Source organism: Noviherbaspirillum agri (assembly GCF_054780595.1).
Genome location: NZ_BAAGWA010000021.1, coordinates 1 through 24,232 on the forward strand (window position 1 = coordinate 1; position 24,232 = coordinate 24,232).

The following is a 24,232-nucleotide window of genomic DNA, read 5'->3' on the forward strand; positions in this document are numbered from 1 at the left end:
AGCTTTGCGATATCCAAACCGACTCGTACGATTGCCATATTCGCTCTCCCGATCAGATGCGGTGCGCTTGCCCGCTCGATCCTCAGTCTACCGAGCTTCTGAGGTGGAGGGAGTCCATGGCATTAGCCGTAGTCGAAGCGCGCATTGTGCGCAATGAATAAGCCGCCTTCCAGCCGATGCAGCAGCTCGTCCTTGATCAGGTCGAAGGTCGGCGCTGTGCTGACCATTTCATCAGTGATGCCGGTCAGGTTCTGGATGTAAGGTGGAATCGTTCGTTCTGGATTGACCAGTGTCGACCATCGTTGCACGCCAGCGGGCGTGACCTCGACGATGCCGATCTCGGTCACCCGGTCCACTGCAGGGTTCGGGCCGGTCGCTTCCAGGTCGATGAAGATCAGCTTGCTGTAATGGTTCAGCATGGCAGGAATAATTTGAAACACTCCGGCCCAGTGGACTGCAGGTACAGCGAGAGGTTCGAAGGGTTTGCAGGCTCAGGCAGCGCTGACCTTGATCCGTACGTCGCCGAGCGTGACGACCTGGCCTGCGCGGATCTTTGCCGTCTTGCGCAATTCCTGATGGCCGTCGACCGATACTTCGCCGCTGGCAACGATGGCCTTGCCCGCGCCGCCGCTGTCGCAGATGCCGGCGACCTTCAGCAACTGGTTCAGTTCGATGTATTCGCCTTGCAGCGGGAATTCTATGGATTGCATGTGATTTATCCTTGTGCGGCGAGCGTCTGCGCCGCCTTGTCCAGCCATACGCCAAGATTTGCCTGCAAATCTTCCTGGCTGAATGAACAGCTTTCTTCGGTAAACAGGCTGCCGGCTTCCATCCGTCCCAGCAGGTCTTCCATCACGTGTGCATAGCGCGGCGGCAATGCGGCCAGCAAGGCCGTCTGCGCGCGCCATGTCTGGCAGAACGTGTTCAGTGCGATGCGCTTGTGCCGCAGGTCGTCGAGCGCCTGGCGCAACGACTGTAGGGCGTGATCGTGTGACATGAGGGAGGGGGAGAAGGTCAACGGTCCCGCATTTTACAGCTGCCGCGCTTCGAAAGTGTTGCAGGCGTTGACGTCGCCGCTTTCGATGCCGCGCGTAAACCAGCGCACCCGTTGTTCCGATGTGCCATGCGTAAAGGAATCCGGCACAACCTGTCCTTGCGACTGGCGCTGCAGCGCATCGTCGCCGATGGCGCTGGCCGCATTGAGCGCCGCTTCCACATCACCCGCCTCAAGAATGCTGCGCGCACGGTTCGCATGGTGCCCCCATACGCCGGCAAAACAGTCTGCCTGCAATTCCAGCCTGACTGACATGGCGTTGCCCTGTGCTTCCGACATGCGGCGCCGGGCGCGGTCGACCTGGTCGGTGATGCCCATCAGGTGCTGCACATGATGGCCAACCTCGTGTGCGATCACGTACGCCTGCGCAAACTCGCCGGAGACGCGAAAGCGTTCCTGCATCAGGCGATAGAAGCTGAGGTCGATATAGATTTTCTGGTCGCCCGGGCAATAGAAGGGGCCGGCGGCCGACTGTCCGGTGCCGCACGCGGTGGGCGTCATGCCGGAAAACAGGACGAGACGGGGCTCGACGTAATCGGCACCCTGCGCGCGGAACAACTCGTTCCAGGTGTCCTCGGTATCGGCGAGCACCGTAGATACAAAGCGCGCCATCTGGTCATCCGCAGGCGGGTGCTGCGCCGGTTGTTGAACTGCTGAAATGTCGGCCGGGCCGCCGGTCAGCAGGCTCAGTACTGTTGTCGGACTGACGCCCAGTACCCAGGATAGAAGCAGCGCAACCGCAATCGTGCCCAGTCCCACCGAACGGCCGCCGAGCCCGAAGCTGCTGCCGCGGCGGTCTTCTACATTGTCACTTTCGCGATTGCCTTCCCATCTCATGTCTTTTCTCCGTGGTATGCGATCTTTCCAGCATAGACGGTTTGCAAAAAACGAGAAGGAATCCGGCACGCATGTACCAGGGAAACAGTTACAGCAGGCGCGCCAGCAATGCCTTGTCGTAACGTGCTTCGAGCGGAATGCGCACGCGGTGCCCGCTGCCGGCAGCGACGTTGAGCGGCTCACCTTCGGCATTCAGCATGCGTTCCAGCGTCACGACGGTGTTGCCGCCGGGGTGGATGACCTCGAGGCGATCGCCGACCGAGAAGCGGTTCTTCACATCGACTTCCGCCCAGCCATCGCTGACCGATTGCACATCGCCGACATAATGGCTGCGATTGACTTCCGAGACGCCGCTCAGGTAGTTCTGGTATTCCTGCGTATGGTGGCGCTGGTAGAAGCCGTCGGTGTAGCCGCGGTTGGCCAGGCCCTGCAGCTCGCCGAGCAGGTTGATGTCGAACGGACGGCCGGCGACTGCGTCGTCGATCGCGCGGCGGTAGACCTGTGCGGTGCGCGCGACGTAATACAGCGACTTGGTGCGGCCTTCGATCTTCAGCGAATCGACACCGATCTTTACCAGGCGTTCGACATGCTCAACCGCGCGCAAGTCTTTCGAATTCATGATGTAGGTGCCGTGCTCGTCCTCGAGGATCGGCATCAGCTGGCCGGGGCGGCCCGCTTCCTCGATCAGGTAGGGCTGGTCGGCCAGCGGATGGCGCGGCACGTCGCCCAGCGCGGCGAAGGACTGGTTCGCTTCTTCCAGCGCCTGCTGGTAATTGAACTTGATGGTCTCCACCGGCACGCGTGCAATGTCGCCGCTGGCGTCTTCCGAGGCATTCATCACCTTGTAATCCCAGCGGCATGAGTTCGTACAGGTACCCTGGTTGGGATCGCGATGGTTGAAGTAGCCCGACAGCAGGCATCGGCCGGAGTATGCGATGCACAGCGCGCCGTGCACGAAGACTTCGAGTTCCATCTCCGGGCATTGCTGGCGGATTTCCTCGACCTCGTCGAGCGACAATTCGCGCGACAGGATCACGCGCGTCAGCCCCATGCGCTGCCAGAACTTCACGTCGGCCCAGTTCACTGCATTCGCCTGTACCGACAGGTGGACCGGCACTTCCGGCCATTTGTCGCGCACCATCATGATCAGGCCCGGATCGGCCATGATCAGCGCATCCGGCTTCATCGCAATCACTGGCTCCATGTCGCGCAGATAGGTCTTCAGCTTGGCATTGTGCGCAAAGATATTGCTGGCGACGAAAAACAGCTTGCCGCGTGCATGAGCCTGGCTGATGCCGGCTTCCAGCGATTCGAGCGTGGAGAATTCATTGTTGCGCGCGCGCAGGCTGTAGCGCGGCTGGCCGGCGTAGACGGCATCAGCACCGTAATCGAAGGCGGCGTGCATCTTGGCCAGCGAGCCGGCAGGAAGGAGTAATTCGGGAGCGCGAAGCATGGGATCAGTCAAACGAGAGGCGCCGTTGCGGCGAAAGGCGACATTATACGGCGCGCCCCCGTCAGGCCAATGCCTTGCCTGTTTGCTAATCGTCTGCGGCGCAATGCGTTCGTGACTGCTGTCCTGGCAGGCTGCTTAAAAACGGGGCGAGCGGGGCGAGATTATGGCCGAGAACCGCACGCGTACGCGTGGTACGCAGAGCACCGCAGGCCGCAGGATCGGTCCGCGCAGTAGTTTTTAACAGCTTGCTAGATCCACTGCCTGGTCAGTGCGATCTTTACGATATACGCAAACAGCGCGATGGCAACGATGAAGGCCGTGGTGCGGATCTGCTTTGTCTTGCCGCGCTTGAGCGCGACGGCACCGGCGAGAATGTAGGCGACAACCGCCAGTACTTTCACGGTGAGCCAATCGAGCACAAATGGATACTGCGCACTCCAGAACACCATCGTCAGCGCAGTGCCGAGCAGCACCGTATCGATGACATAGGAGCTCCTGTTGATCCAGCGTTTCTGCAACAGTGGCGACTCGCGCATCATCCAGAGGCCGCGGACGAAAAACAGCGTGCCGCTCAGTGCGGCGCAAGTGACGTGGAGGTGCTTGATTGCCAGGTAGCTCATGGGTTGGAGTGTCCGGTACTGCAGTCAGTGCAGTCTGTTTTCGGGTAGTGACATTTAACACGGCAGCTTACACGCTGCCCTCTGCCTGCGGCAAGCTGTCCTCGATCCAGCGTAGATATGCTCGCAGAGAGGCTTCTGGCGCGGCAGCACGAGCGACGTGTCCGGCGTGGCGACGGCCACCTGCAGCGATTCGGGATAGGTGGCCCAGCTCGACACGGCAGCATCGAGTCGCAGCGCCACCTTGCAAGCGGTCTTGAACGCATCCGCAACAGCCTCTGGTGTCGGCTCCTGTCACTACTGCGAGCGGCAGTGTCACTTGCAAACGCGCTCTGTTCGCTTCTGCAGCGAGATGCCTATCGATGAGTGCGACATGAGCGAGCCAAGGCATCTAATCAGCACTCATGCAGATACCGCAGCAGCCAGCGGCACGCCGCATGAAGCGATGCATTCCGTTGCACTTATTGAAGCAAAGAATTTCAACTGTCCGCTGGTATACGACGAGCGAATGTCTGTTATCCCCAATATCAATTGGATCCATAACTTTTCAGTGCCTACACTACTCTCAAGCAACCTAGCTTTACTTGAGAGGAATTAATCATGGCTACCCTGACCGTTCAAATCCCGGCCCATGCTGGCAACGGTGCTGATTATGTGCACAACATTGGCAGCGCCGTGCGCGCTCTGTTTGCAGCGATTCTTGCAGTGCCTCGCAGCGCACCGGCGACAACCGAAGTCGACGCACTGCCTGTTGCAAAGGCAGACCGCGAAGACTTGTCGCTGTATCGTCTGTATTGCCTGTCAAGCCCGTATGACTCCGTCATGCCGAACCTGGCGCAGGAACTGCGCATGATCGCGGGCCGCGATCAGGACTGATCACATCAGTCACTGTTGTAGTAACAGGCAGCGCACTGCCTGACAATTGTGTGAGTGCGGCGGGCGGATTTTTCAGGCATTCTCCTGATACCGTTTGCCGCAAGGATTTGCCCGGCAGTCAACGCTGCCTCTGCTCTGGCATCAGGATTGTCCTGAATGTCAGGTTGATTCTCCTGCTGCATGCCGACCGCTCCTTGGGCACGGCATGTTGCCAGAAACGCTGCGTCGTTCCCGCCATCAGCAGCAGGCTCCCGTCATTCAATTCGATCGACACCGGCTTCAGGTCCTTGCGCGTCCTGTGCCGCAGCCTGAACACGCGCGTGGCGCCGAGGCTCAGTGACGCGATCACTGGCATTTTGCCAAGCTCCGGTTCGGCATCGCTGTGCCAGCCGACACTGTCGTGCTCGTCGCGGTACAGGTTCAGCAACACGCTGTTGAAACGATGGCCGGTTGCGTGTTCGATATCCTCCTTGATGCGGAGCAGGGTGTCGGTCCACGGCAGTGGCGTGAGCGCCACACCGGAATAGGAATAACGGCTGTGCGCATCGCCGTACCAAGCTGACAAGCGTGGTTGCAGATGTCCCTTGCCCCACAGGACGATCTTCTCCTGCCGCCAGGCGATCTCGTCAAGCAGTTGATGCAAATACTGCTCCGATAGCGGCTTGCAATAGAACGCCGGCATCAGCCGTACATCCGCGTCCGGCATCGCGATTTCTTCAAAGGCCCCGGTCCGCTCGAACAGGGGCAGCGTCTCGTTCATTTCGGCCAGAGGATCATCTGCGTGCAGCGGAAGGTCGCCATCAGCTTCCCGGTATCGCGGTGCCGCACCAGCGCATCCCACACCTGCGTGTTGCGGCCGGTATGGACGGCTTTCGCTTCGCATTCGATGATGCCTTCGCGTGCGGTGCCTAGGAAATTGCTCTTGAGTTCGATGGTGGTGAAGCTTGCCGCGCCTTCCGGCAGGTTGGCGATGCACGCGTAGCCGCAGGCAGTATCGGCAAGGGTGACGACCGTGCCTGCGTGCAGGTAGCCGTTCGGCGCAAGGTGCGATTCCTTCACTGCCAGTTCCGCCGTCAGTGCGTTCTTGTCGACGCCGGTGACGACGATGCCGAGCAGTCCCGGCAGGTATTTCTTTCCGCGTTCAGTGAATGCTTCAGGATTGAGTGCTTGTTGCATGTTGGACCTTGTTCAGATAGTTAGGGAGGGCGCTTTATTGCGGGCAGGTTGGCTCTCTCGGTTGGCACGGCACCATCTTCGATCCGGTTGGCGTCCTGCTTGCGCTGGTCTGGGGTGCGTTGCCTTCCGCGTGGAACCGCCTTTGTCACGCAGGGGGAAGATACAGCGCGTCATGCTTGCAATGCGGATGATAGAACGGCACGCTTTTCCGTGCAGGCAGCCTGTGCATGGAGATGTTCATGCCGGTCCTGATGGGTGGCGGCACCTTGAGCAACGATTTTCCGCAAAGCCGAGTCTTCGCCCGCGTGATCTTTCGTGCACGACGCAATTATCTCGCGTCAAGAAAGTCAGCGCATTGGCGCCTGGAATAGACAAAACAACATTGAACTTCAGGAGTGGCGCTCCTTCCAACTCCTTCGCCAACACTCTGGGAGCACAAGATGAACTATTCCATCGAGCATGATGCTGTGCGGAACGTCGCGCAGAAGCCGGCGCTACGACGGGGCAAAACCGGCCGCAGCGCACTTCTCCTCGCAGCGGGCGCAGCGCTGGTCGCGTCTGCGCTGGCAGTCCGGCGAAAAACACAACAGGCCGAGCGCGACAACCCGCCGCTCGGCGAATTCATCGAGATCGACGGCATCCGCCTGCACTACGTGGAGCGTGGCACGGGCCAGCCACTGGTGTTGTTCCACGGCGACGGAAGCATGATCCAGGATTACGACACCAGCGGCCTGATCGACCTCGCATCAAAGAACCATCGCGTGATCGTGTTTGATCGGCCAGGCTACGGCTACAGTGAACGCCCACGTGACACCATCTGGACGCCGCAGGCGCAGGCACGCCTGCTGCATCGTGCTTTGCTTTTCCTCGATGTCGAGCAGCCGATCGTCGTCGGCCATTCCTGGGGAACACTGGTCGCCGTGTCAATGGGGCTGGAATTTCCCGATTATGTGAAGAGCCTGGTGCTGCTGTCGGGTTATTACTATCCGACGCCGCGCGCCGATGTGCCGCTGCTGTCACCGCCGGCGATCCCGGTGATCGGCGACCTGATGCGCTATACGATTTCGCCACTCATCGGCCGCGCGATGTGGCCGGCAATGCTGCGCCGGATATTCGGACCCGCGCCGGTGCCCGCGCGCTTCGCTTCCGGCTTCCCGGTGTGGATGGCGTTGCGACCGTCGCAACTGCGGGCGAGCGCAGCGGAAGCCGCGCTAATGATTCCCGCTGCGTTTTCCCTGCGCAAGCGGTATCACGAACTGATGATGCCGGTGATTATCATGTCCGGCGACAGGGACCGCTATGTGGACATGCATACGCAGTCGGAACAGCTGCATCATGCGCTTCCGCACAGTACCCTGCACGTGACCCATGGCGCCGGGCACATGCTGCATCATCTCGCGGTGGAAGAAGTCATGCAGGCCATTGAACAGGCCAGTCAGGCAGCGGGCGCCGTGCAGCAGGCGGCCAGCCGGCAGCATGCCGATGCCGGGCCGCCGATGAGCGGAAACACCCGGACGCTGCCGCTCAGGCCTTGACGACGAGCCGGTACCGGCTGGGTGCCGCGCCGGTGCCGGCACGAAAGCGATGGCTGAAATGACTCAGGTCGGCGTAGCCGCAGGCGTCCGCAACCTGCTGCAGCGGCAGGTTGCTTGCCTTGAGCAAGTGCCGTGCGCGGTCGAGCCGCCGTGCGGCGATCCACGCATGCGGCGGCATGCCGAACGATACGCGAAACATGCGGGCGAGATGGTATTCAGACAGGCTGGCGATATCGGCCAGCATTCCGAGCGTGATTCCCTGTTCCAGATGCGCATCGATGTACTCGGCAAGGCGGCGCCGTACGGCAGGCGCCAGTCCGCCTTTCAACTTCAAGTTGCGGCGAACGGCAGCCTGTGACTGCAACAGGTGGCTGAGCAGCGCGTGCACAGTTTCGTTGGTGCGCAGCTGCGCATCAGGCCCCTGCCAGGAAGTGCGTTCCAGCACATCGCACAGGTTTGCGATATGCGCATGCTCGAAATAGGTTCGGTCCGCCAGCGTCAGTTCGCGCGGCTCGCGGTCGAGCTCGATGACGGCGCGCCGCGTGAAATGCTGCGGCAGGAAATAGACATGCAAAAACCGCAGCTGGTCGCGCACGACCCAGCGCGACTCATGCTCATCGGGCAGCGTGCACAGCCGGCCCGGGCTGCCGAACAGGCCCGGTGCTTCATTGCGCTGGGTGCGATAACCGCCGCCGAGGTAGTACGACAGCGTATGGTGGCCGGGGCGGATATACGAAGTCTCTTCCTCGTCCGTTTCACGCCGCCAGATGGCGATCGCCAAGTCGTCCCCCAGCCATGCGAACCGTTCCAGCTCGGCATTCGTGGCGCGCAGCGTGTTGAACACGGCGTGTGAAATGCTGTCAGGAGCAGCATGCTGCGCAGCGGGCAGGTTGAACGGGGAGGGGCGGTGCATGCTGAAACGGAATCCGGAAAAGCGTGGCTGCCAATGTATCACGGCGCCCGGGGCGCTGCGCAGGCCGCAATTTTCCAGCTTAAAAAAGCGCAAGATGCGACAAGGGGCTGTGGCTGATTCGCAATCCCCGATCAAGGCAGCAATTCCAGACAAGCGACGGGCGACTGGCTGGGCCATGATCGGACAATGTCGGATTCGAATATCTTGCGATGAATGCTTCTCTTTACCTCCTGACCGTCCTGATCTGGGGATCGACCTGGATCGCCATCAAATGGCAGCTTGGCGTCGTGCCGGCGCCGGTGTCGATTGCCTATCGTTTCTGGATTGCCGCAGCGGTGCTGCTGCTCGTGCTGGTCGCGCTGCGCAAACCGGTGCGCCCGCCGCGGCAGGCATGGCGCTATCTGTTCGCGCAGGGATTTGCGCTCTTCTGCTGCAACTTCCTCTGCTTCTATTACGCCAGCCAATGGGTGCCGAGCGGGCTTGTTGCGGTCGTGTTTTCCACCGCGCCGTTATGGAATGCCATCAATGGGCGCCTCTTCCTCGGCCGCGCGCTGCAGCCGCAGGTGATTCTCGGCGCCTTGCTCGGATTGGGCGGCATTGCGATGCTGTTCCTGCCGCAAATGCAGGGGCATTGGGACGACGCCGGCATGGTGAGAGGGCTTGGACTGGCCGTGCTGGGAACGCTCTTTTTTTCAACAGGCAACCTGCTGTCGAGCCGCATGCAGTCGCTCGGCCTGACGCCATGGCTGACCAACACCTGGGCCATGTTCCTTGGCGCGGGCATATTGACTGTGATCGCGTTGTTACTCGGCATGCCGTTCGACATTGAACCCACCGCCCGCTATGTCGGCTCGCTGCTCTATCTTGCGATTCCGGGTTCGGTGATCGGCTTCACTGCCTATCTGTTGCTGGTTGGCCGCATGGGGCCGGACCGCGCCGCCTACTGCACCGTGCTGTTCCCGGTCGTGGCCCTGACGATCTCCACGATCTTCGAAGGGTATCGCTGGAGCGCGCTGGCGTTCGGCGGGCTGGCCTGCGTGCTGGCGGGGAACCTGCTTGCCTTCCTGCCGATGCGGCGGCTTCTAAAGACGGCGGCGAGTTAAGGCTGCGCGTGAACTTGTTCAGCGGAGCGTTAAGGTTCAATACGAAACGCGGAAACGATGCCCGCGATAGCTGAGCACCATGCCCTTGGCCATCATCTGTTCCAGCACCAGGCCGGGTTCGATCTCTTCGCCTTCACGCAGCAGGCGGTTGTTGACCAGGATGGATCGGTCAGCGCGGTTGCCGGAGTAGATGTAGCCGCCGAGCTTGAAGGATGGAACCTCACGCTGGATCTGTTCCGGCAACTCGCGTAGCGTGGGAACTGGTGGCTGTGGCGCCTGTGCCGGCATCGCCGCCGCTTTGGCGGTCCGGGTGTCGACGGTTTCGGGCGGTCGCTTTTTCTCGACGGGCTTTCTGACAGGCTTCGACTTCGGCTTTTCTTCGGGTTCGACGATTGTCTTTGCCGGTTCCACGACTTCGGCGTCACGCCTGGCTATCGCGACAGGCGTTGTCGCTTCAGGGGGCGCTTCCTCGGCAGTCGGGGCAGGCGCCTGGGTCTTGTCGGTCGACGGTGCGGAAGGCGCTGGCGCCACGGAAGCCGTCGCTACACGCTCGGACTCGTTATCGCGGGTGCCAATCCAGGCCGCGGCAAGCAAACCGGCTGCGGCCACCACAAGACCTGTCCATAACCAGGGTGCGCGGGATCTGCGGCCGGCCGCAGTCGACGTACTGAAACCCGGCATCATCTGCGCCGCTTGCGGCACGCCGGTATGGCGTTCGGCTTCGGCTTTCTTGAGCGCTTCCAGAATATAAGACATCCTTACTCCCTTGCCGCGGTGGCCACGATCAGGCGCGGCTCATCCACGCCCGCTACGCGATTGATCTGCATCGCGGTGGCCGGTCCGACAACGCCATCCACGAACAAGCCGTGCGCCTGTTGCAACTGGCGCACCTGCCGCAGCGTCGTCTGGCCGAACGGCTGACCGGCCGGCGGCACAGGGCTGTCGTTCATGCGCGCCATCTGCTCCGCGATCCAGTCCACCGCCGCGCCCTGGTCCCCGAGCTGTGCGGTGTCGGCAAAGGCGGGCGGTGCACGCCACAGGGTGACGAACTCGCCGCGAAAATGACGGGTCAACGCCGCGATGCTGATTGTCTGCGTGGTGCTGCCGTTGCGCAGCGTGGCTTCGGTATCGTTCAGGCCGGCCAGCACCGCGTAATGCAGCCTTCCCGTGGGGCCGTACAGCGTAATGGCCGCAGGCCGGTCGAGCCGCCGCAGCTCCGCAAGGCCGCCGGCGCTCTTGTGGCAGCGCACACCTGCGTTCATCAACGCGGCGCATGGATTATTGCCCTCGGCCTGCACATTCCACATGTCCGCGAGATGCCGTATGGCGTCGTTCTCGTCGCGCGTCCCGGTAAACGCGCCTGCATTCTGTTGCGCGTCCGAGCCGGATGCGACGGCGGCCACTGTTGCCACGACAGGGACAGCTTCCGGCGCCGATGATGCTACCGGAGCTTGCGCAACGGTCGGTGCAGGCGGCGTCGTGGCCGTTCCCTGGTTCAGTCGATCAGCCACCGCCACCCGCAGCGTCGACCAGCGCGCAGCGAGGCTATTCATCAGCGCACTGTCATTCATCGCCCACGCGACTGCACCCGCGACGATACCGCCGAGCGCAACTCCCGCTACCGCATATCGCCATCCCTTGCGTGGCGCTGCCGGAGTGGCGCGGCGCTTCACGAAGAGCTCCCCCGCGGCCTGCTCGATCATGTTGCGATCGATGTCATGCGTCCCCTTGGCGTAGGCGCCGAGCAGCGCTCGGTCGCACAGCAGGTTAATGCGGCGCGGCACGCCTTGGGTCAGGCGATGGATCGACTTCATCACTGAAGGCTGGAACGGCGATGCACTCGTCAGGCCCGCAGTCGCAAGCCGGTGCTGGATATAGCTCGCGGTTTCCTGTTCCGACAAGGCGGTCAGGTGGTAGTGTGCAATCACGCGCTGTGCCAGTTGCTCGAGTTCCGGCCGGGACAGCATGGCCCGCAATTCAGGCTGGCCGATCAGGATGATCTGCAGCAGTTTGCGATCGTTGGTCTCAAGATTGGTCAGCAGGCGCAATTGTTCCAGCACATCGGCGGACAGGTTCTGCGCCTCGTCGATCACCAGGACGTTGTTGCGTCCCTCGGCATGGGACGCGAGCAGGTAGCGGTTGAGCGCGTCGACATAGTCCTTCACGCCGGCAGCGTGCCTGTCTTGCGCAGGCAATTCGATATGGAATTCTTCGCAGATCGTCTGCAGCAGTTCGCCCACCGACAGCTTGGGATTGAAGATGTAGGCGAGGTTGCAGGTGGCCGGCAATTGTTCGAGGAAGCAGCGGCATACCGTGGTCTTGCCGGTGCCGATTTCGCCGGTCAGCAGCACCAGCCCGCCGCCGCTGTTGATGCCATACAGCAAATGCGCAAGCGCCTCGCGATGGCGTTCGCTCATGAACAGGTAGCGCGGGTCGGGCGAGATCGAAAACGGGGCCTGTGTCAGCCGAAAGAATTGGATGTACATGGCGGCGATCTGTCTGTCGGTGCGCAAGGATAGCATGTGTGCACTTATGGCAAGCTGCGCAAGGACAAGCTTCGCCGGCGTGATACGCAACCCCCTTTGCTAGAATGCGGCGAGCGGTACCGATCCGCCATCGCAAGACTGCCTTTAACGCTTTCAGAGTTGGTTCGTCCTTCACCCTTTCAGGAGATGCCATGCGCAAATTGACTGTCCCCCTGCTGCTCTGTTCAATGCTTTCCATGTCCGCCACTGCCTGGGCCGCCACCCAGATGAAGCCCGGCCTGTGGGAAATGACGATGAAGTCCGACGCGATGAAGAACATGCCGAAGATCCCCCCGGAGCAGATGGAGCAGATGCGCAAGATGGGCATGAACGTGCCGGAGATGAAGGACGGCGCCATGGTGACGAAAGTCTGCATCACCAAGCAGATGGCGGAGGCCGACCAGACACCCGGCATGGAAAAGAACGAGATGGGATGCCAGTCGAAGAACTACCAGCGCAGTGGCAACAGCTACAGCGTCGACATCGTCTGCGACGGGCCGCAAATGAAGGGCACCGGCAAGGCGAAAGGCACGATGGCGAGCGACACCAGCTTTACGTCAACCTACGACTTCAAGGGCACGATGCATGGCCAGCCGGTCAACCAGCATCATGAGAACAGCGGCAAGTGGCTGGGTGCCGACTGCGGCAGCGTGAAGCCGGTCGGCGAGATGATGCCGAGGAAATAAGACCCCGGCGGCGGAACACTCCCGCCACAAGCCTGGCCTCGCCACGCCGGCGAGGCTGTCAGATACCTATACCGAACGTCGTATCGCCGGTCGGCACCGGGGTGATCACTCCGGGATTGGTCATTGCGCCGGTTGTGGTGCCGGTCGTGGTTGCCCCCGGTACTGGCGTGAGGCTGGTGCCGGTAGTATCCGTGCCGGTGCCCCCAAGCGTGCCCGTTGGTGGCCCTGTGGTCGTGTCGGTTCCCGTACCGGCGCTGCCGCTGCCAGTTTCACTTCCTGTGCCAGTCCCAGTACTCGTTCCCGTTCCGGTCGTGTCTGTCGACGATCCGATCGAATTGGCGATGGTCTGCCGCTGAATCACGATCTGCCCGCGGATCTCGCCTGCAGGGTAGCTGGCGCTGCGGACGTTGAAATACAGGTTGCCGGCAAAGAGTGCGTTGTACTGTGCGTCGGTAAGTGTGGCGCGGCCGGTCCACACGCCGCTTCCCGGACTGACTTCGCCCAGCGGCACAAGAATGGGGCCATTTATTCCCAGTGCGCCTTGGTGAATGTGCGCGGTAGTGCCGGCGACGCCGCTGGTGGCCACGGCGGCGATTATTTCACGCGTAAAGGGGGAGGTCAGTATGGCGCCGGCACCCAGACCGGTACTCGGCGTCGCCGGGACAACCTGCGTACCGCGCAGCGCGCTGAGATAAGTTGTCAGCGGCGTGACCTGGGTATTCGTTCCGGTTCCGGTGGGTGCCGTACCGCCAGTCAGTTCCTGCGGGGTGATCTGGCCGCGGATTTCTCCGTCGGGAAAGCGCGCGCTCTGCACATTGAAGTAGAGGCCGCTGGCGCGCAGCGTCGTGAACTGCGCTTCCGTCAGCGTGGCGCGGGCGGTCCAGGTGCCGCTGCCGGTACTGGTTTCGGTCAGCGGGATGACGATGGGGCCGTTAGCTCCGGTTGCTGCCTGGTGGATATTGGCGGCGGTGCCGGTGATGCCGGTCGTGGTCAGGGTGGCGACCATTTCAAGCGTTGTCGGATTGACGACGATGACGCCGGAGCCCAAGGCACTCGTCACGCGGACCGGCACTTCCTGCGCACCGGAAAGCGTTGCCGCGAAAGCGTTCGCCAGTTGCTGTACAGATGCCGGCGTGGTCGAGGGCGTGTTGCCTTCCTGGAAGGTCACCGCGCCGCCGGCCGTGTCGCTGCCGCGGCCACCGCCGCAACTGGCCAATGCAATTGCCGCTGCAGCAATAAGCCAGCGCAGCGCAACAAAGCGTGTTCCGAGAATTCTCATGGTAGTGCCTCCTGATCGTTCCTGAATGGGCGAAACAGACGCGAGACTTTCTGGATCGGAGGCGGGCGATAAATGGAGCGACAAACATGCAGCGACAAACGACGGGCGATGCCGGCCTCGGTCTTTATTCGATGCAGTCTTTTACCGGGAGTTCATACGCAGCGCGCGGGATACCTGCACGGCCTGTTGCTGAATGACGAGATGTCCCGCGGGGATGGGGAGGAGGGTGTGGTGTCCGTCCGGCACCGCACGGTGTGATGCCGGACGAAAACGATCAGCGCGGTGTCGGCGCTTCTTTTGCAGTTCGTCGCGCAATGCGTGCAGCGCGACGGATTCATGGCCGCTGCGCCAGACGAGGCGGGTCCTTGCTTGCGCCACGCGATCCGGCAGCGGATACACCGTGACTTCACTTTCCGCACGGACTACGCGTAACACCGATCGCGGCACGATGGCAATGCCTGAGCCTGCCGCCACACAGGCGACGATCGCGTGGTAAGAACCGAGCTCCAGCACGCGGTCCGGCACGACGGACGACATGCCGAGCCAGTCTTCGAGAATGCGGCGATAGGAGCAACCGGTCGCAAACGCGATCACGGTGCGTTGCTGCAAGTCCTTTGGCTTGCGTATCTGCGGCGCATCCTTTGGCGCAATCAGCACCAGTTCCTCCTCGAAGGCTTCCAGCGATTCCAGCTCGTTGGAAGTGAAGGGCTCGGCGACAAAGGCCGCTTCCACCTCGAAACGATGCACCTTGCCGATCAGCGCGCCCGACGTGCCGGTAACAAGCTCGATCTGGACATCCGGATAATTGCGGTGAAAGCGCGCCAGCAATGCCGGCAGGCGCGCCGCTGCCGTGCTTTCCATTGTGCCGATGCGCAAGGTGCCGCGCGGCGTGCGGCTGCGGATCGCCGCCTCTGCTTCCGAGGACAGGCGCAGCAGGCGCTCGGCATAGGCCAGCAGCAGCTTGCCTTCCGACGACAGGATCAGCTTTCCGCCCTGGCGCTGGAACAGTTTTACGCCCAGCCGCTCTTCCAGGTTCTTGACGCGGGTCGTGATGTTGGACTGGACGCGGTTCAGGTGGCTGGCGGCACGGGTAATGCCGCCGTGGTCGACGACTGCCTTGAAGATATGGAGCGAGTCCAGGTCAATGTTTCTCATTTTGAGAACCTCCTTTCTTCATTATTCATTTTTATAAATGGGCTGGTCAAGCTAGACTGCGTGCATGTCCACTCAAGAGATCCTCGTGTCCCGAAGAGAAAATCCCGCCGCGCCGATGCTCAAGGCGCTTGCCGGCCTTGCCGCGCTGGCTGTTGCCATGGGCATCGGCCGTTTCGCCTTTACGCCGGTGCTGCCGATGATGCTGCAGGACGCCGGCCTGTCCATTGTGTCCGGAGGCCTGCTCGCATCGGGGAACTATCTTGGTTACCTGATCGGCGGCTTGAGTGCGATGGTGGTGCGCATCCAGCCGGAGCGCGCAATCCGTGGCAGCCTTCTGGTCATCGGCATTGTGACGCTGGCCATGGGCGCGACCCTGCCGTTTGGCGCGTGGCTGGCATTGCGGCTGGTCGCCGGCATTGCCAGCGCCTGGGTGCTGATCTCGGTTTCTGCATGGTGCCTGGGCGCGCTCGCGGTCTACCAGCGTCCCTTTCTCAATAGCCTGGTGTTTGCCGGTGTTGGCACGGGCATCGCAACAGCCGGCCTGTTGTGCATCTTGCTGATCGATATGGCGGCCAGCTCTTCGGCCGCATGGACGGCGCTCGGCGTGCTGTCGCTTGCCGTGTGCGCCGTGGTGTGGCGGATGTTCACGCCGCACGCAGCGCAGGGCGGGCCGGGGGCGCCGGCCAAAGGAGAACGCCATCGCTGGAATGTGCAGTCCGTGCGGCTTGTGTTCTGCTACGGCGTATTTGGATTCGGCTACATCATCCCGGCGACTTTCCTTCCCGTCATGGCAAAGGCCGCACTGCAAGGCTCGTCGCTGTTTGCCTGGTCTTGGCCGGTTTTCGGGCTGGCGGCAGCCCTGTCCACACTGGCTGTTGCCATGCTGGTGCAGCGCATGGGAAACCGACGGCTGTGGGTCATCTGCCACTTCATCATGGCCGCCGGCATCATCTTGCCCGTGGTCGCGCCGGGACTGCCGGCGATCTTCGCTGCTGCAGTCGGCGTGGGCGGGACCTTTATGGTGATCACGCTGGCGGCACTGCAGGAAGCAAAACGCGTCGCCGGCCGTGATGCCACCGTGATGATGGCGGCAATGACGTCGTCATTCGCCACCGGGCAGATCATCGGGCCGCTGACGGTCAGTGGCGCCGGCAGCGGTTTTTCTTCGGGGCTGATCGTTGCGGCAGTGCTTCTCGCCGCCAGCGCATTGCTGCTGATGAAGGGCGATGGGAAAGTCGATGCTCAGCAGCATTCCTGAATGTATTCGATGTTCAATAAGGAGGTGAGATATGAGCAATAACACGCCGCTCAATGCAGAGAACTGCATGCCGGGGCCGGAACGCATGCCGGCATTGCCGATGGAAGCAATGGACGAGGCACAGAAGGCGGCTGCGCAGGAACTGATCAACGGGCCGCGCGGCGCCGTGTTCGGCCCGTTCATTCCGCTCATGCGCAGCCCGGAACTGCTGAACCGCCTGCAGAAGGTGGGGGAATACCTGCGCTACCAGAGCTCGCTGGAAACCCGCATCAATGAATTCGTGATGCTGATCGTGTCGCGCCAATGGACGCAGCAGTTCGAATGGTGCATGCATTACCCGCTCGCGCTCAAGGCCGGCATGAAACAGGAAGTGCTGGATGCGCTGGCCGAGGGTCGTCGCCCGCCGGGCATGGCGCAGGATGAAGAGATCGCCTATGAGGTATGTGACGAACTGGAGCGCACCCGTGGCGTATCGGACGCGACCTACCGCCGCGCGGTCGAGTGCTATGGCGAGCGTGGCGTGCTCGACATGCTGGGCCTGGTCGGCTACTTCACGACCGTATCGATGATCATGAACGTGGCGCACACGCCGCCGTTGAAGGACGCGACTGCCACCCCGCTGGCGTCCTTTCCCCGATAAGCATCCGGTAGGCGCGGGCGCCGCTTGCTTATGTAACCGGCCCTCGTTGCCTGCGGTGTCGCAAAACCGCGCCAAACCATGCCACTTCGTCCATAGTGTGCTAGGCTTACGCCTCCCTGTAACCGGGCGCGGACACCGCCGCACCGGCCGCCGGGAGATGCTGTTTGCCTCCTCTCCTGTATCCACGGGGGAGACCGGGAGGTGCCGCGGCGAGAATCGCGGCATGTTACCTGCCCACGGAACGCCAAAGACTTAACCAGCCTTTGCGCTCACCGCCAACGATGGCGAGAACGTTTGCACGAGAGACCCCTGTGTTGCGTCCCTGATCCGTTTTTTCACGACGGCGCCGGGATGTTCTTTGCCACTGTTCCTGACGATTTGCGATGCAATCTGCATTTCGGTCCGGAGCAGGAATGATGCATCCGTAGCCCCGCTGCCGGCACGACGGCAGCCTCCAAGAGTTCGTTCGAGAGCCTTCCACACCCGCAAACCGGTTGCGGTGCGCTGCATTTTTTGCCAGCGGCTTTCGAACGGACTCTGACGACAACAAGAGAAATACATCGCCCATTGACACAATTCGACGCAATTTGACGCATAACACTTTGCCAAACAGACACCATGACTAAGCTGGAACAACAAGCCCTCGAGTACCACGCCGGCGGACAGCGCGGCAAGATCGCCATCCAGGTCACCAAGCCGGTGGCCAGCCAGAACGACCTCGCATTGGCCTATTCGCCGGGCGTCGCCGTGCCCTGCATCGAAATCAACAAGAACCCGGCGAAAGCCTACGACTACACCGCCAAGGGCAACCTGGTCGGCGTCATCACCAACGGCACGGCCGTGCTCGGCCTTGGCGACATCGGTGCGCTGGCCGGCAAGCCAGTGATGGAGGGCAAGGCGGTGCTGTTCAAGAAATTTGCCGGTATCGATGCCTTCGACATCGAGATCGACGAAACCGACCCCGACAAGCTGGTCGAGATCATCGCCGCGCTGCAGCCGACCTTTGGCGGCATCAACCTGGAAGACATCAAGGCGCCGGAATGCTTCGCCGTCGAGCGACGTCTGCGGGACCGCCTGTCGATCCCCGTATTCCATGACGACCAGCACGGCACCGCGATCGTCGTCGGCGCCGGCTTCATGAACGCGCTGCACCTGACCGGGCGCGACATCTCGCTGGCCAAGGTGGTGTGTTCCGGTGCCGGCGCGGCAGCACTGGCTTGCCTCGACATGCTGCTGGACCTGGGCGTCAAGCGCGAGAACGTCTACGTGTGCGACAGCCGTGGCCTGATCACCACTTCCCGCGAGCTGACCGAGGAAAAGCGCGTGTGGGCACAGGACACGGATGCGAAGACACTGTCCGACGTCATCGGCATGGCTGATGTGTTCCTCGGCCTGTCCGGCCCCGGCCTGCTAAAGCAGGACGACGTGAAGAAGATGGCGGCGCGTCCGATCGTGTTTGCGCTGGCGAATCCGGAACCGGAACTGCGTCCGGAACTGGTGCGCGAGGTGGCGCCGGACGCGATCGTCGCGACCGGCCGCTCGGACTACCCGAACCAGATTAACAACGCATTGTGCTTCCCGTATCTGTTCCGCGCAGCGCTCGACTCCGCCGCCACCACCATCAACCAGGCCATGAAGCGTGCCTGCGTGCTGGCATTGGCGGAAATGGCGCGCAGCGATGCACAGTTCGGCCGCGAGTACATCGTGCCGACGCTGCTCGACAAGCGCCTGCTGACCGGCGTGACGACGAAGATTGCCGCGGCTGCGTGCGAAAGCGGTGTTGCGCGCAAGGAGCTTGACCCGGCTGCGTATCGCGCACGCCTCGAAGCGCTGGCGCAGGAACTGCTGTAAGACTGGTTGCAGAAAGCAAAACGCCCGTCCATTGCCGGACGGGTGTTTTTTATGGTGCAGCGGTTTGGAGCCTTGATCTGCTACCGTCAGCGAGATGCGCTTTAGCGGATCGCCCGGATGACGCCCGGCTCCGGGATGTCGGTGCTGACGACGCGGTTGCGTCCCCCTTGTTTGGCGCGATACATGCGCTGGTCGGCCATGTCGACCAGCATCTTCCAGTCCACCGCATGGTCTGCGGTCCGCTCGGCGATGCCGATGCTTGCGGTGATCGGCGTGTTGTCCGGCCGTACGCCAAAGCCGATGCTGCGCAGGCGTGCCATCGCGGCCTCGGCCTGCTCCAGTTCGGTGTTGGGCATGATCAGCACGAATTCCTCGCCGCCCCAGCGCGCCAGGGTATCGCCGCGGCGCAGATTGTCCGCCAGCATCTCTGTGACTTCTTTCAGCACCTTGTCGCCCGCCTCATGGCCGAACTTGTCGTTGACGCTCTTGAAGTGGTCGATGTCGAAAAACGCGATGGAAAGCGCGGTGCTGTTGCGGGTCGCGATCGTGAACTGCAGCTCGACGACCTCCTCGCCGCTGCTGCGGGAAAACACGCCGGTCAGTGGGTCGCGGATCGCCTGGCGCACCAGCGCGATCATGAATGCCAGCTGGCTCATGCCGGCCATGGTGGCGACACTGGTGATCAGCACCAGCAACCAGAACGCACCGGCGAACGACGGCCAGTCCAGCACCGGCCAGCGCAGATAGCCGGAGATGCCTTGCGCGAGCAGGATGGGGCTGGCAATCAGCACGCTTTCGATCAAGGTCAGCGGGAAGATTGCCAGGCCAGCAAGAAGTACGAACGGCAGGAAAGCGTAGCCGGCGCCGATTGCCGCCGACAGCCCGCTCAGTTCATGGCTCGCCAGCAGCGTGTGGGACGACACGTAGAACACCGTCGGAATCAGGAACAGCAGGGCCATTGCGCGATACGCATCGAACAGGTCGCCGTTGGGACGGTAGTAGACCAGCAACGAGGCAAAGGCAGCCGCAGCGGCGAAGCGCATCAATGCCAGGGTCAGCCACAAGGGGTAGGGGAACACGACCAGGTCGACCACGCTCCACAATGGCGTGAGGACGGCGAACAGGAATGAAAACAAGCGTACCCGGTTGACGATCAGCGTGGCGCGCCTGCGGGTCGCCAGTGCCATGTGTCGGCTCGGTCCCAGCAGCATGCTGATTTCGGATTCGGTCAATTCTCCCGGCATCAGGCCGGTCAGGCGCTGCCATACAACATCGCTAATGCGGTTCATGTGTGCGTTTTTGTGCGGTTCAGGACGCAAGAAAGTTGTTGCGGATTATCCCACACGGACCGTGAGGATGTATGCCCCATTTTGGTGAGGCAATGCCTGAACAACGGCTTGGTTGGAGAATCGTTGCCCCAGGATAAGCAATCTAGGCGCCGAGGATCCGGTAGTGAAAATCGAGGTGGTCTTCGATGAAGCTGGAGATGAAATAATAGCCGTGGTCGTAGCCCTCATGCAGGCGCAACGTCAGCGGTTGTTTCGCGTCGATGCAGGCTTGCTGGAAGGCGAGCGGGAAGAGCTGGTCCTTCAGGAATTTGTCGTCCAGACCCTGGTCGATCAGGATGCCCTGCGGGAAAGGCGTGGTGCGGCGTGCCATCAGCGCGCTGGCATCGTACTCCTGCCATGCATTCCGGTCATCGCCGAGATAATGGCTGAATGCTTTCTGGCCCCACGGGCAGTGTGACGGAGCGGCGATCGGCGCAAAGGCCGACACGGACTGGAAGCGGTCGGGGTGGCGCAATGCCAGCACCAGCGCACCATGTCCGCCCATCGAATGACCGAATATACCGACGCGCTGGTCGTCCGTATTGAACTCGTTCAGGATCAGGCTGTACAGCTCTTGCACGATGTAGGACTCCATCCGGAAGTGCCTGCTCCACGGCGCCTGTGTCGCATCCACATAAAATCCCGCACCGCTGCCCAGGTCCCAGTCCACGTCCGCGCCTTCGATGCCGGTGTTGCGCGGACTGGTGTCGGGGGTGACGAGCATGATGCCGTACTCGGCGGCGAGGCGTTGTGCGCCGGCCTTGATCATGAACGTCTCTTCGGTGCAGGTCAGGCCCGCCAGATAGAACAACACCGGAACCAGCTGCTGCTCCTCCACCGGTGGATGGAAAACGGAAAATCCCATCGGCAGGCCGATCTGTTCCGAGTCATGCCGGTAGAACGCCTGGATGCCGCCGAAGCAGCGGTGTTCGGAAATGATTTCGAGCATGTTTCGCTTCTCCCTGCCGCGTACTCGTTAGCGTTTGGCACCGCATCAGTACAGCACCACCGACCGGATCGACTCCCCGCGCTTCATCAGGTCAAAGCCGTCGTTGATCTGGTCCAGCGACAGCCGGTGCGTGATCAGGTCGTCGATATTGAGCCGGCCTTCCATGTACCAGTCGACGATCTTCGGCACATCGGTGCGGCCACGCGCGCCGCCGAAGGCCGAGCCCTTCCAGACGCGTCCCGTCACCAGCTGGAAGGGGCGGGTGCAGATTTCCTGCCCCGCTGCCGCGACGCCGATGATCACCGACTGGCCCCAGCCCTTGTGGCAGCACTCCAGCGCCTGGCGCATCGTCGTCGTGTTGCCGATGCATTCGAAGCTGTAGTCCGCACCGCCGTCGGTCAGCTGCACGATGGCGTCAACTACGTTCTCCACTTGCGGTGCATTGATGAAGTCGGTCATGCCGAACTTGCGGGCGATGCCTTCGCGAGCCGGGTTGAGGTCGATGCCGATAATCCGGCGTGCGCCCACCATGCGCGCGGCCTGGATGACGTTCAGGCCAATGCCGCCCAACCCGAATATCACGACATTGCTCCCGGCTTCGACCTTGGCGGTGAACAGCACGGCGCCAACGCCGGTGGTCACGCCGCAGCCGATGTAGCACACCTTGTCGAACGGCGCGTCGGGCCGGATCTTCGCGGCGGCGATTTCGGGGATGACGATATGGTTGGCGAAGGTCGAGGTGCCCATGTAATGGAACAGGGGTTTGCCTTCAAAGGAAAAGCGGCTGGTGCCGTCCGGCATCAGTCCCTTCCCCTGCGTCGCGCGGATCGCCTGGCACAGGTTGGTCTTTTGCGACAGGCAGAACTTGCACTGCCGGCATTCCGGGGTGTAGAGCGGGATTACGTGGTCGCCCGGTTTCAGCGAGCGCACGTCGGGGCCGACATCCACCACGACACCTGCACCTTCATGGCCGAGGATCGCGGGAAAGATGCCTTCCGGATCGGCGCCGGATAGCGTGTAGTAATCGGTATGGCAGATGCCGGTTGCCTTCACTTCGACCAGCACCTCGCCGGCGCGCGGTCCGTCGAGGTCCACCTCGGCAACAGTCAGTGGTGCACCGGCTTGCCAGGCAATCGCAGCTTGGGTTTTCATCAGGCGGCTCCTTGCGGTGGAAGCGCCGGGCTTGATGGACTACCGGCGCCGGATTGCGGGCATCGCTGGCGGAGATCAGGTATTGCGGATGGTGACCAGACGGGACAGACCGAACAGATTCACTTTCTTTACCGACAGGATTTCCCAGTCGTACTTCAGGATCTGCTCGTCAAAGCAGAAGTCGGACCGGAACCCGATGCGGTCGGCCAGCGCGCGCACCGCCCGTTCGAGGAACCACCAGAAGCGGCTGCCGCTGAAGTGGTTGAGGATCAGGATCGTGCCGCCCGGGCGGCATACCCGGCGGATCTCGGCGACCAGTCGCTCGGGGTGCGGCGTCACCGACAGCACATACGGAATCGCCACGCAGTCGAAGCTGGCATCGGGAAAATCCATTGCTTCCGCGTTCATGGCCGCGAGATGGATGTTGCGGCCGCCGAGCTGCTTCTCCACGCGCTCGCGGGCGATATTAAGCATCTCGTTGGAGATGTCGATGCCGACCACAGAGGATGACGCCGGATAGCGGGCCAGCGTCAGGCCGGTGCCGACGCCCACTTCGAGGATGGATGCTGGCCGCATCGCGCAGACAGCGTCGGTCAATGCTCGCCGACCGGGTTCAAGGACCGCACCGAAAATACTGTCGTAAAGCGGTGCGTAAAAACGGTAGGTGTTGACGACGTTGTCGACGGAAATCGGGCGCATACGGTTCCTGTGATGTGAGATTGTCAACACGTAATAAGACATTGAGAAAGCAGAAAGTTCATCGCTCCCGGCAAGCCTTTGATGGGCGGCACGGACGACTTGGACAACGGGTCCATGCCTGTCGGCATGGCAAGAGAAGAGGCGGGGAAAGGAGGTAACACTGCTGCGGCCCGGGATGCAGACCTCAGCAGTGTTGAAAGAGGAGAGGGTTCAGGTACGCGCCGGGTGCCCGGTCAGTCGGACGTTTGGGTGCCGAATACTGATCCGGCATGAATTTTCTGCACTTTGGCTCTCCTCTCCCGCCCGTGGGAGAGGGGCCGGGAGAGGGAGCAGTTCGACAAACCACGGCCGGATCACTCAATGTTCGATGAAGCGGTCGATCATGGTTCGATCAAGCGCTCGGGCTGCGCTTGACGAAGAACAAGGTGGCGCCGACTGCCATCAACACGCCGCCAAAAAACATGTTCTGCTTTTTGATGGCACTTGCGTCGCGGAAAAAACGCTGCATCGACGACGCAGCGAAGGCATAGCCATGCATGACCACGAGATCCACTGCACACATCGTTGCCGCAAGAATCAGCAGTTGCGGCAGCAGCGGCGCGTCACCGGAAATGAACTGCGGCAGGACAGCCACCATGAAAATGATGCCTTTCGGATTCGTCGCATTGGTGAGAAAACCAATCATGAAGCGTTTGCGCGTGCTCGGAATCACCGTCTGCGCCGGGTCGCGCGTCGGCTTGCCCGGATTGGCCTCGATCTTTGCGCGCCACTGGCTGAAGCCAAGGTAGATCAGGTACAGCGCGCCGACCGTCTTCACCACATTGAACGCAACTTCGGATGCGATCAGCAGCGAACCGACGCCGGCGCCGGCGATGAACAGCACCAGCAGCAGGCCCGCCTGCAGGCCGAGGATGGTGCCGGTGGTTTTCTTTACGCCATAGGCAAGTCCATGCGACATCGACAATACGGCGCCCGACCCGGGAGAAATGGCAATGATGCAGGCAGCAATGAAAAAGGCGAGCCAGGTGGCGAAACTCATAGTCGGTCCTTCAAACACAATCCTTGATGAAGGCGACATTATCCGACTTTGGCGGCACCATTGCATGCGTCTGCACGATTCTTCGCAGGTCGGCAGCGCAATTGCGC

General features: G+C 61.9%; 24 protein-coding genes and 1 pseudogene. 7 read left to right on the plus strand and 18 right to left on the minus strand.

What is annotated here, in order from left to right; genetic code table 11:
• Positions 1 to 122 precede the first annotated feature (122 nt).
• The 6 genes from ACYVIA_RS21115 to ACYVIA_RS21140 form a co-directional block, all read right to left on the minus strand.
• Positions 123 to 419, minus strand: coding sequence for a 3'-5' exonuclease (locus tag ACYVIA_RS21115; protein WP_460844159.1), 297 nt, complete (start codon positions 417 to 419; stop codon positions 123 to 125).
• Between the two features lie 72 nt (positions 420 to 491).
• Positions 492 to 710 (minus strand): RNA-binding S4 domain-containing protein, encoded by a 219-nt coding sequence (locus ACYVIA_RS21120; protein ID WP_460844160.1) that lies wholly within the window; start codon positions 708 to 710, stop codon positions 492 to 494.
• A 5-nt stretch (positions 711 to 715) separates the two neighbouring features.
• Positions 716 to 997 (minus strand): hypothetical protein, encoded by a 282-nt coding sequence (locus tag ACYVIA_RS21125; RefSeq protein WP_460844161.1) that lies wholly within the window; start codon positions 995 to 997, stop codon positions 716 to 718.
• Positions 998 to 1,030: 33 nt separating this feature from the next.
• Positions 1,031 to 1,891: a KPN_02809 family neutral zinc metallopeptidase gene (gene ypfJ / locus ACYVIA_RS21130; RefSeq protein ID WP_460844162.1), complete on the minus strand. Its 861-nt coding sequence runs from the start codon at positions 1,889 to 1,891 to the stop codon at positions 1,031 to 1,033.
• Between the two features lie 88 nt (positions 1,892 to 1,979).
• Positions 1,980 to 3,344, minus strand: coding sequence for a prephenate-dependent tRNA uridine(34) hydroxylase TrhP (gene trhP, locus ACYVIA_RS21135; protein WP_460844163.1), 1,365 nt, complete (start codon positions 3,342 to 3,344; stop codon positions 1,980 to 1,982).
• 248 nt (positions 3,345 to 3,592) lie between these two features.
• Complete coding sequence (locus tag ACYVIA_RS21140) at positions 3,593 to 3,964, minus strand: SirB2 family protein (RefSeq protein ID WP_460844164.1); 372 nt, start codon at positions 3,962 to 3,964, stop codon at positions 3,593 to 3,595.
• 597 nt (positions 3,965 to 4,561) lie between these two features.
• Here ACYVIA_RS21140 and ACYVIA_RS21145 point away from each other — a divergent pair.
• A complete protein-coding gene (locus ACYVIA_RS21145; RefSeq protein ID WP_460844165.1) occupies positions 4,562 to 4,837 on the plus strand; it encodes a hypothetical protein in 276 nt (91 codons plus the stop codon).
• Positions 4,838 to 4,955: 118 nt separating this feature from the next.
• On the opposite strand, the gene ACYVIA_RS21150 is transcribed toward ACYVIA_RS21145, so the two are convergent.
• Positions 4,956 to 5,597 carry an alpha-ketoglutarate-dependent dioxygenase AlkB family protein gene (locus ACYVIA_RS21150; RefSeq protein WP_460844166.1) on the minus strand — a complete coding sequence of 214 codons (642 nt, stop codon included), beginning with the start codon at positions 5,595 to 5,597 and terminating at the stop codon, positions 4,956 to 4,958.
• Positions 5,594 to 6,013 (minus strand): PaaI family thioesterase, encoded by a 420-nt coding sequence (locus tag ACYVIA_RS21155; RefSeq protein ID WP_460844167.1) that lies wholly within the window; start codon positions 6,011 to 6,013, stop codon positions 5,594 to 5,596. Before ACYVIA_RS21155 ends, ACYVIA_RS21150 begins: the two co-directional genes overlap by 4 nt.
• Positions 6,014 to 6,453: 440 nt before the next feature.
• Between ACYVIA_RS21155 and ACYVIA_RS21160 the strand changes: the two genes are divergently transcribed.
• Positions 6,454 to 7,548, plus strand: a complete 1,095-nt coding sequence (locus tag ACYVIA_RS21160) for an alpha/beta fold hydrolase (protein ID WP_460844168.1) — start codon at positions 6,454 to 6,456, stop codon at positions 7,546 to 7,548.
• Here ACYVIA_RS21160 and ACYVIA_RS21165 read toward each other — a convergent pair.
• Positions 7,538 to 8,461 carry a helix-turn-helix domain-containing protein gene (locus tag ACYVIA_RS21165; protein ID WP_460844169.1) on the minus strand — a complete coding sequence of 308 codons (924 nt, stop codon included), beginning with the start codon at positions 8,459 to 8,461 and terminating at the stop codon, positions 7,538 to 7,540. The genes ACYVIA_RS21160 and ACYVIA_RS21165 overlap by 11 nt on opposite strands.
• A gap of 209 nt (positions 8,462 to 8,670) precedes the next feature.
• On the opposite strand from ACYVIA_RS21165, the gene ACYVIA_RS21170 reads away from it, so the two are divergent.
• A complete protein-coding gene (locus ACYVIA_RS21170) occupies positions 8,671 to 9,564 on the plus strand; it encodes a DMT family transporter (protein WP_460844170.1) in 894 nt (297 codons plus the stop codon).
• Positions 9,565 to 9,600: 36 nt separating this feature from the next.
• On the opposite strand, the gene ACYVIA_RS21175 is transcribed toward ACYVIA_RS21170, so the two are convergent.
• Together ACYVIA_RS21175 and ACYVIA_RS21180 are read right to left on the minus strand one after the other, a co-directional pair.
• Entirely contained in the window at positions 9,601 to 10,320 is a 720-nt protein-coding gene (locus ACYVIA_RS21175) for a general secretion pathway protein GspB (RefSeq protein ID WP_460844171.1), read from the minus strand.
• Between the two features lie 2 nt (positions 10,321 to 10,322).
• Positions 10,323 to 12,050 (minus strand): AAA family ATPase, encoded by a 1,728-nt coding sequence (locus ACYVIA_RS21180; protein WP_460844172.1) that lies wholly within the window; start codon positions 12,048 to 12,050, stop codon positions 10,323 to 10,325.
• 191 nt (positions 12,051 to 12,241) lie between these two features.
• On the opposite strand from ACYVIA_RS21180, the gene ACYVIA_RS21185 reads away from it, so the two are divergent.
• Positions 12,242 to 12,775 (plus strand): DUF3617 domain-containing protein, encoded by a 534-nt coding sequence (locus ACYVIA_RS21185; protein ID WP_460844173.1) that lies wholly within the window; start codon positions 12,242 to 12,244, stop codon positions 12,773 to 12,775.
• Between the two features lie 58 nt (positions 12,776 to 12,833).
• Here ACYVIA_RS21185 and ACYVIA_RS21190 read toward each other — a convergent pair whose 3' ends face one another.
• Together ACYVIA_RS21190 and ACYVIA_RS21195 are read right to left on the minus strand one after the other, a co-directional pair.
• Positions 12,834 to 14,054, minus strand: a complete 1,221-nt coding sequence (locus tag ACYVIA_RS21190; RefSeq protein ID WP_460844174.1) for a CHRD domain-containing protein — start codon at positions 14,052 to 14,054, stop codon at positions 12,834 to 12,836.
• 141 nt (positions 14,055 to 14,195) lie between these two features.
• Positions 14,196 to 15,209, minus strand: a complete 1,014-nt coding sequence (locus ACYVIA_RS21195; protein WP_460844175.1) for a LysR family transcriptional regulator — start codon at positions 15,207 to 15,209, stop codon at positions 14,196 to 14,198.
• 85 nt (positions 15,210 to 15,294) lie between these two features.
• On the opposite strand from ACYVIA_RS21195, the gene ACYVIA_RS21200 reads away from it, so the two are divergent.
• The 3 genes and pseudogenes from ACYVIA_RS21200 to ACYVIA_RS21210 form a co-directional block, all read left to right on the plus strand.
• Entirely contained in the window at positions 15,295 to 16,467 is a 1,173-nt protein-coding gene (locus ACYVIA_RS21200) for a YbfB/YjiJ family MFS transporter (RefSeq protein WP_460844176.1), read from the plus strand.
• A gap of 31 nt (positions 16,468 to 16,498) precedes the next feature.
• Positions 16,499 to 17,107 carry a carboxymuconolactone decarboxylase family protein gene (locus ACYVIA_RS21205; protein WP_460844177.1) on the plus strand — a complete coding sequence of 203 codons (609 nt, stop codon included), beginning with the start codon at positions 16,499 to 16,501 and terminating at the stop codon, positions 17,105 to 17,107.
• A gap of 618 nt (positions 17,108 to 17,725) precedes the next feature.
• Positions 17,726 to 18,934, plus strand: a pseudogene (locus ACYVIA_RS21210) (malic enzyme-like NAD(P)-binding protein); the annotation flags it as partial.
• Positions 18,935 to 19,059: 125 nt separating this feature from the next.
• Here ACYVIA_RS21210 and ACYVIA_RS21215 read toward each other — a convergent pair.
• From ACYVIA_RS21215 to ACYVIA_RS21235, 5 genes are all read right to left on the minus strand, one after another.
• Positions 19,060 to 20,247, minus strand: a complete 1,188-nt coding sequence (locus ACYVIA_RS21215) for a GGDEF domain-containing protein (protein ID WP_460844178.1) — start codon at positions 20,245 to 20,247, stop codon at positions 19,060 to 19,062.
• A gap of 142 nt (positions 20,248 to 20,389) precedes the next feature.
• Positions 20,390 to 21,235: an S-formylglutathione hydrolase gene (gene fghA / locus ACYVIA_RS21220; RefSeq protein WP_460844179.1), complete on the minus strand. Its 846-nt coding sequence runs from the start codon at positions 21,233 to 21,235 to the stop codon at positions 20,390 to 20,392.
• A gap of 45 nt (positions 21,236 to 21,280) precedes the next feature.
• On the minus strand, positions 21,281 to 22,387 hold the full coding sequence (locus tag ACYVIA_RS21225; protein ID WP_460844180.1) for an S-(hydroxymethyl)glutathione dehydrogenase/class III alcohol dehydrogenase: 1,107 nt from the start codon (positions 22,385 to 22,387) through the stop codon (positions 21,281 to 21,283).
• Positions 22,388 to 22,462: 75 nt separating this feature from the next.
• Positions 22,463 to 23,086, minus strand: coding sequence for a class I SAM-dependent methyltransferase (locus ACYVIA_RS21230; RefSeq protein WP_460844181.1), 624 nt, complete (start codon positions 23,084 to 23,086; stop codon positions 22,463 to 22,465).
• Positions 23,087 to 23,477: 391 nt separating this feature from the next.
• Entirely contained in the window at positions 23,478 to 24,125 is a 648-nt protein-coding gene (locus ACYVIA_RS21235) for a LysE family transporter (RefSeq protein WP_460844182.1), read from the minus strand.
• Positions 24,126 to 24,232: the final 107 nt, after the last annotated feature.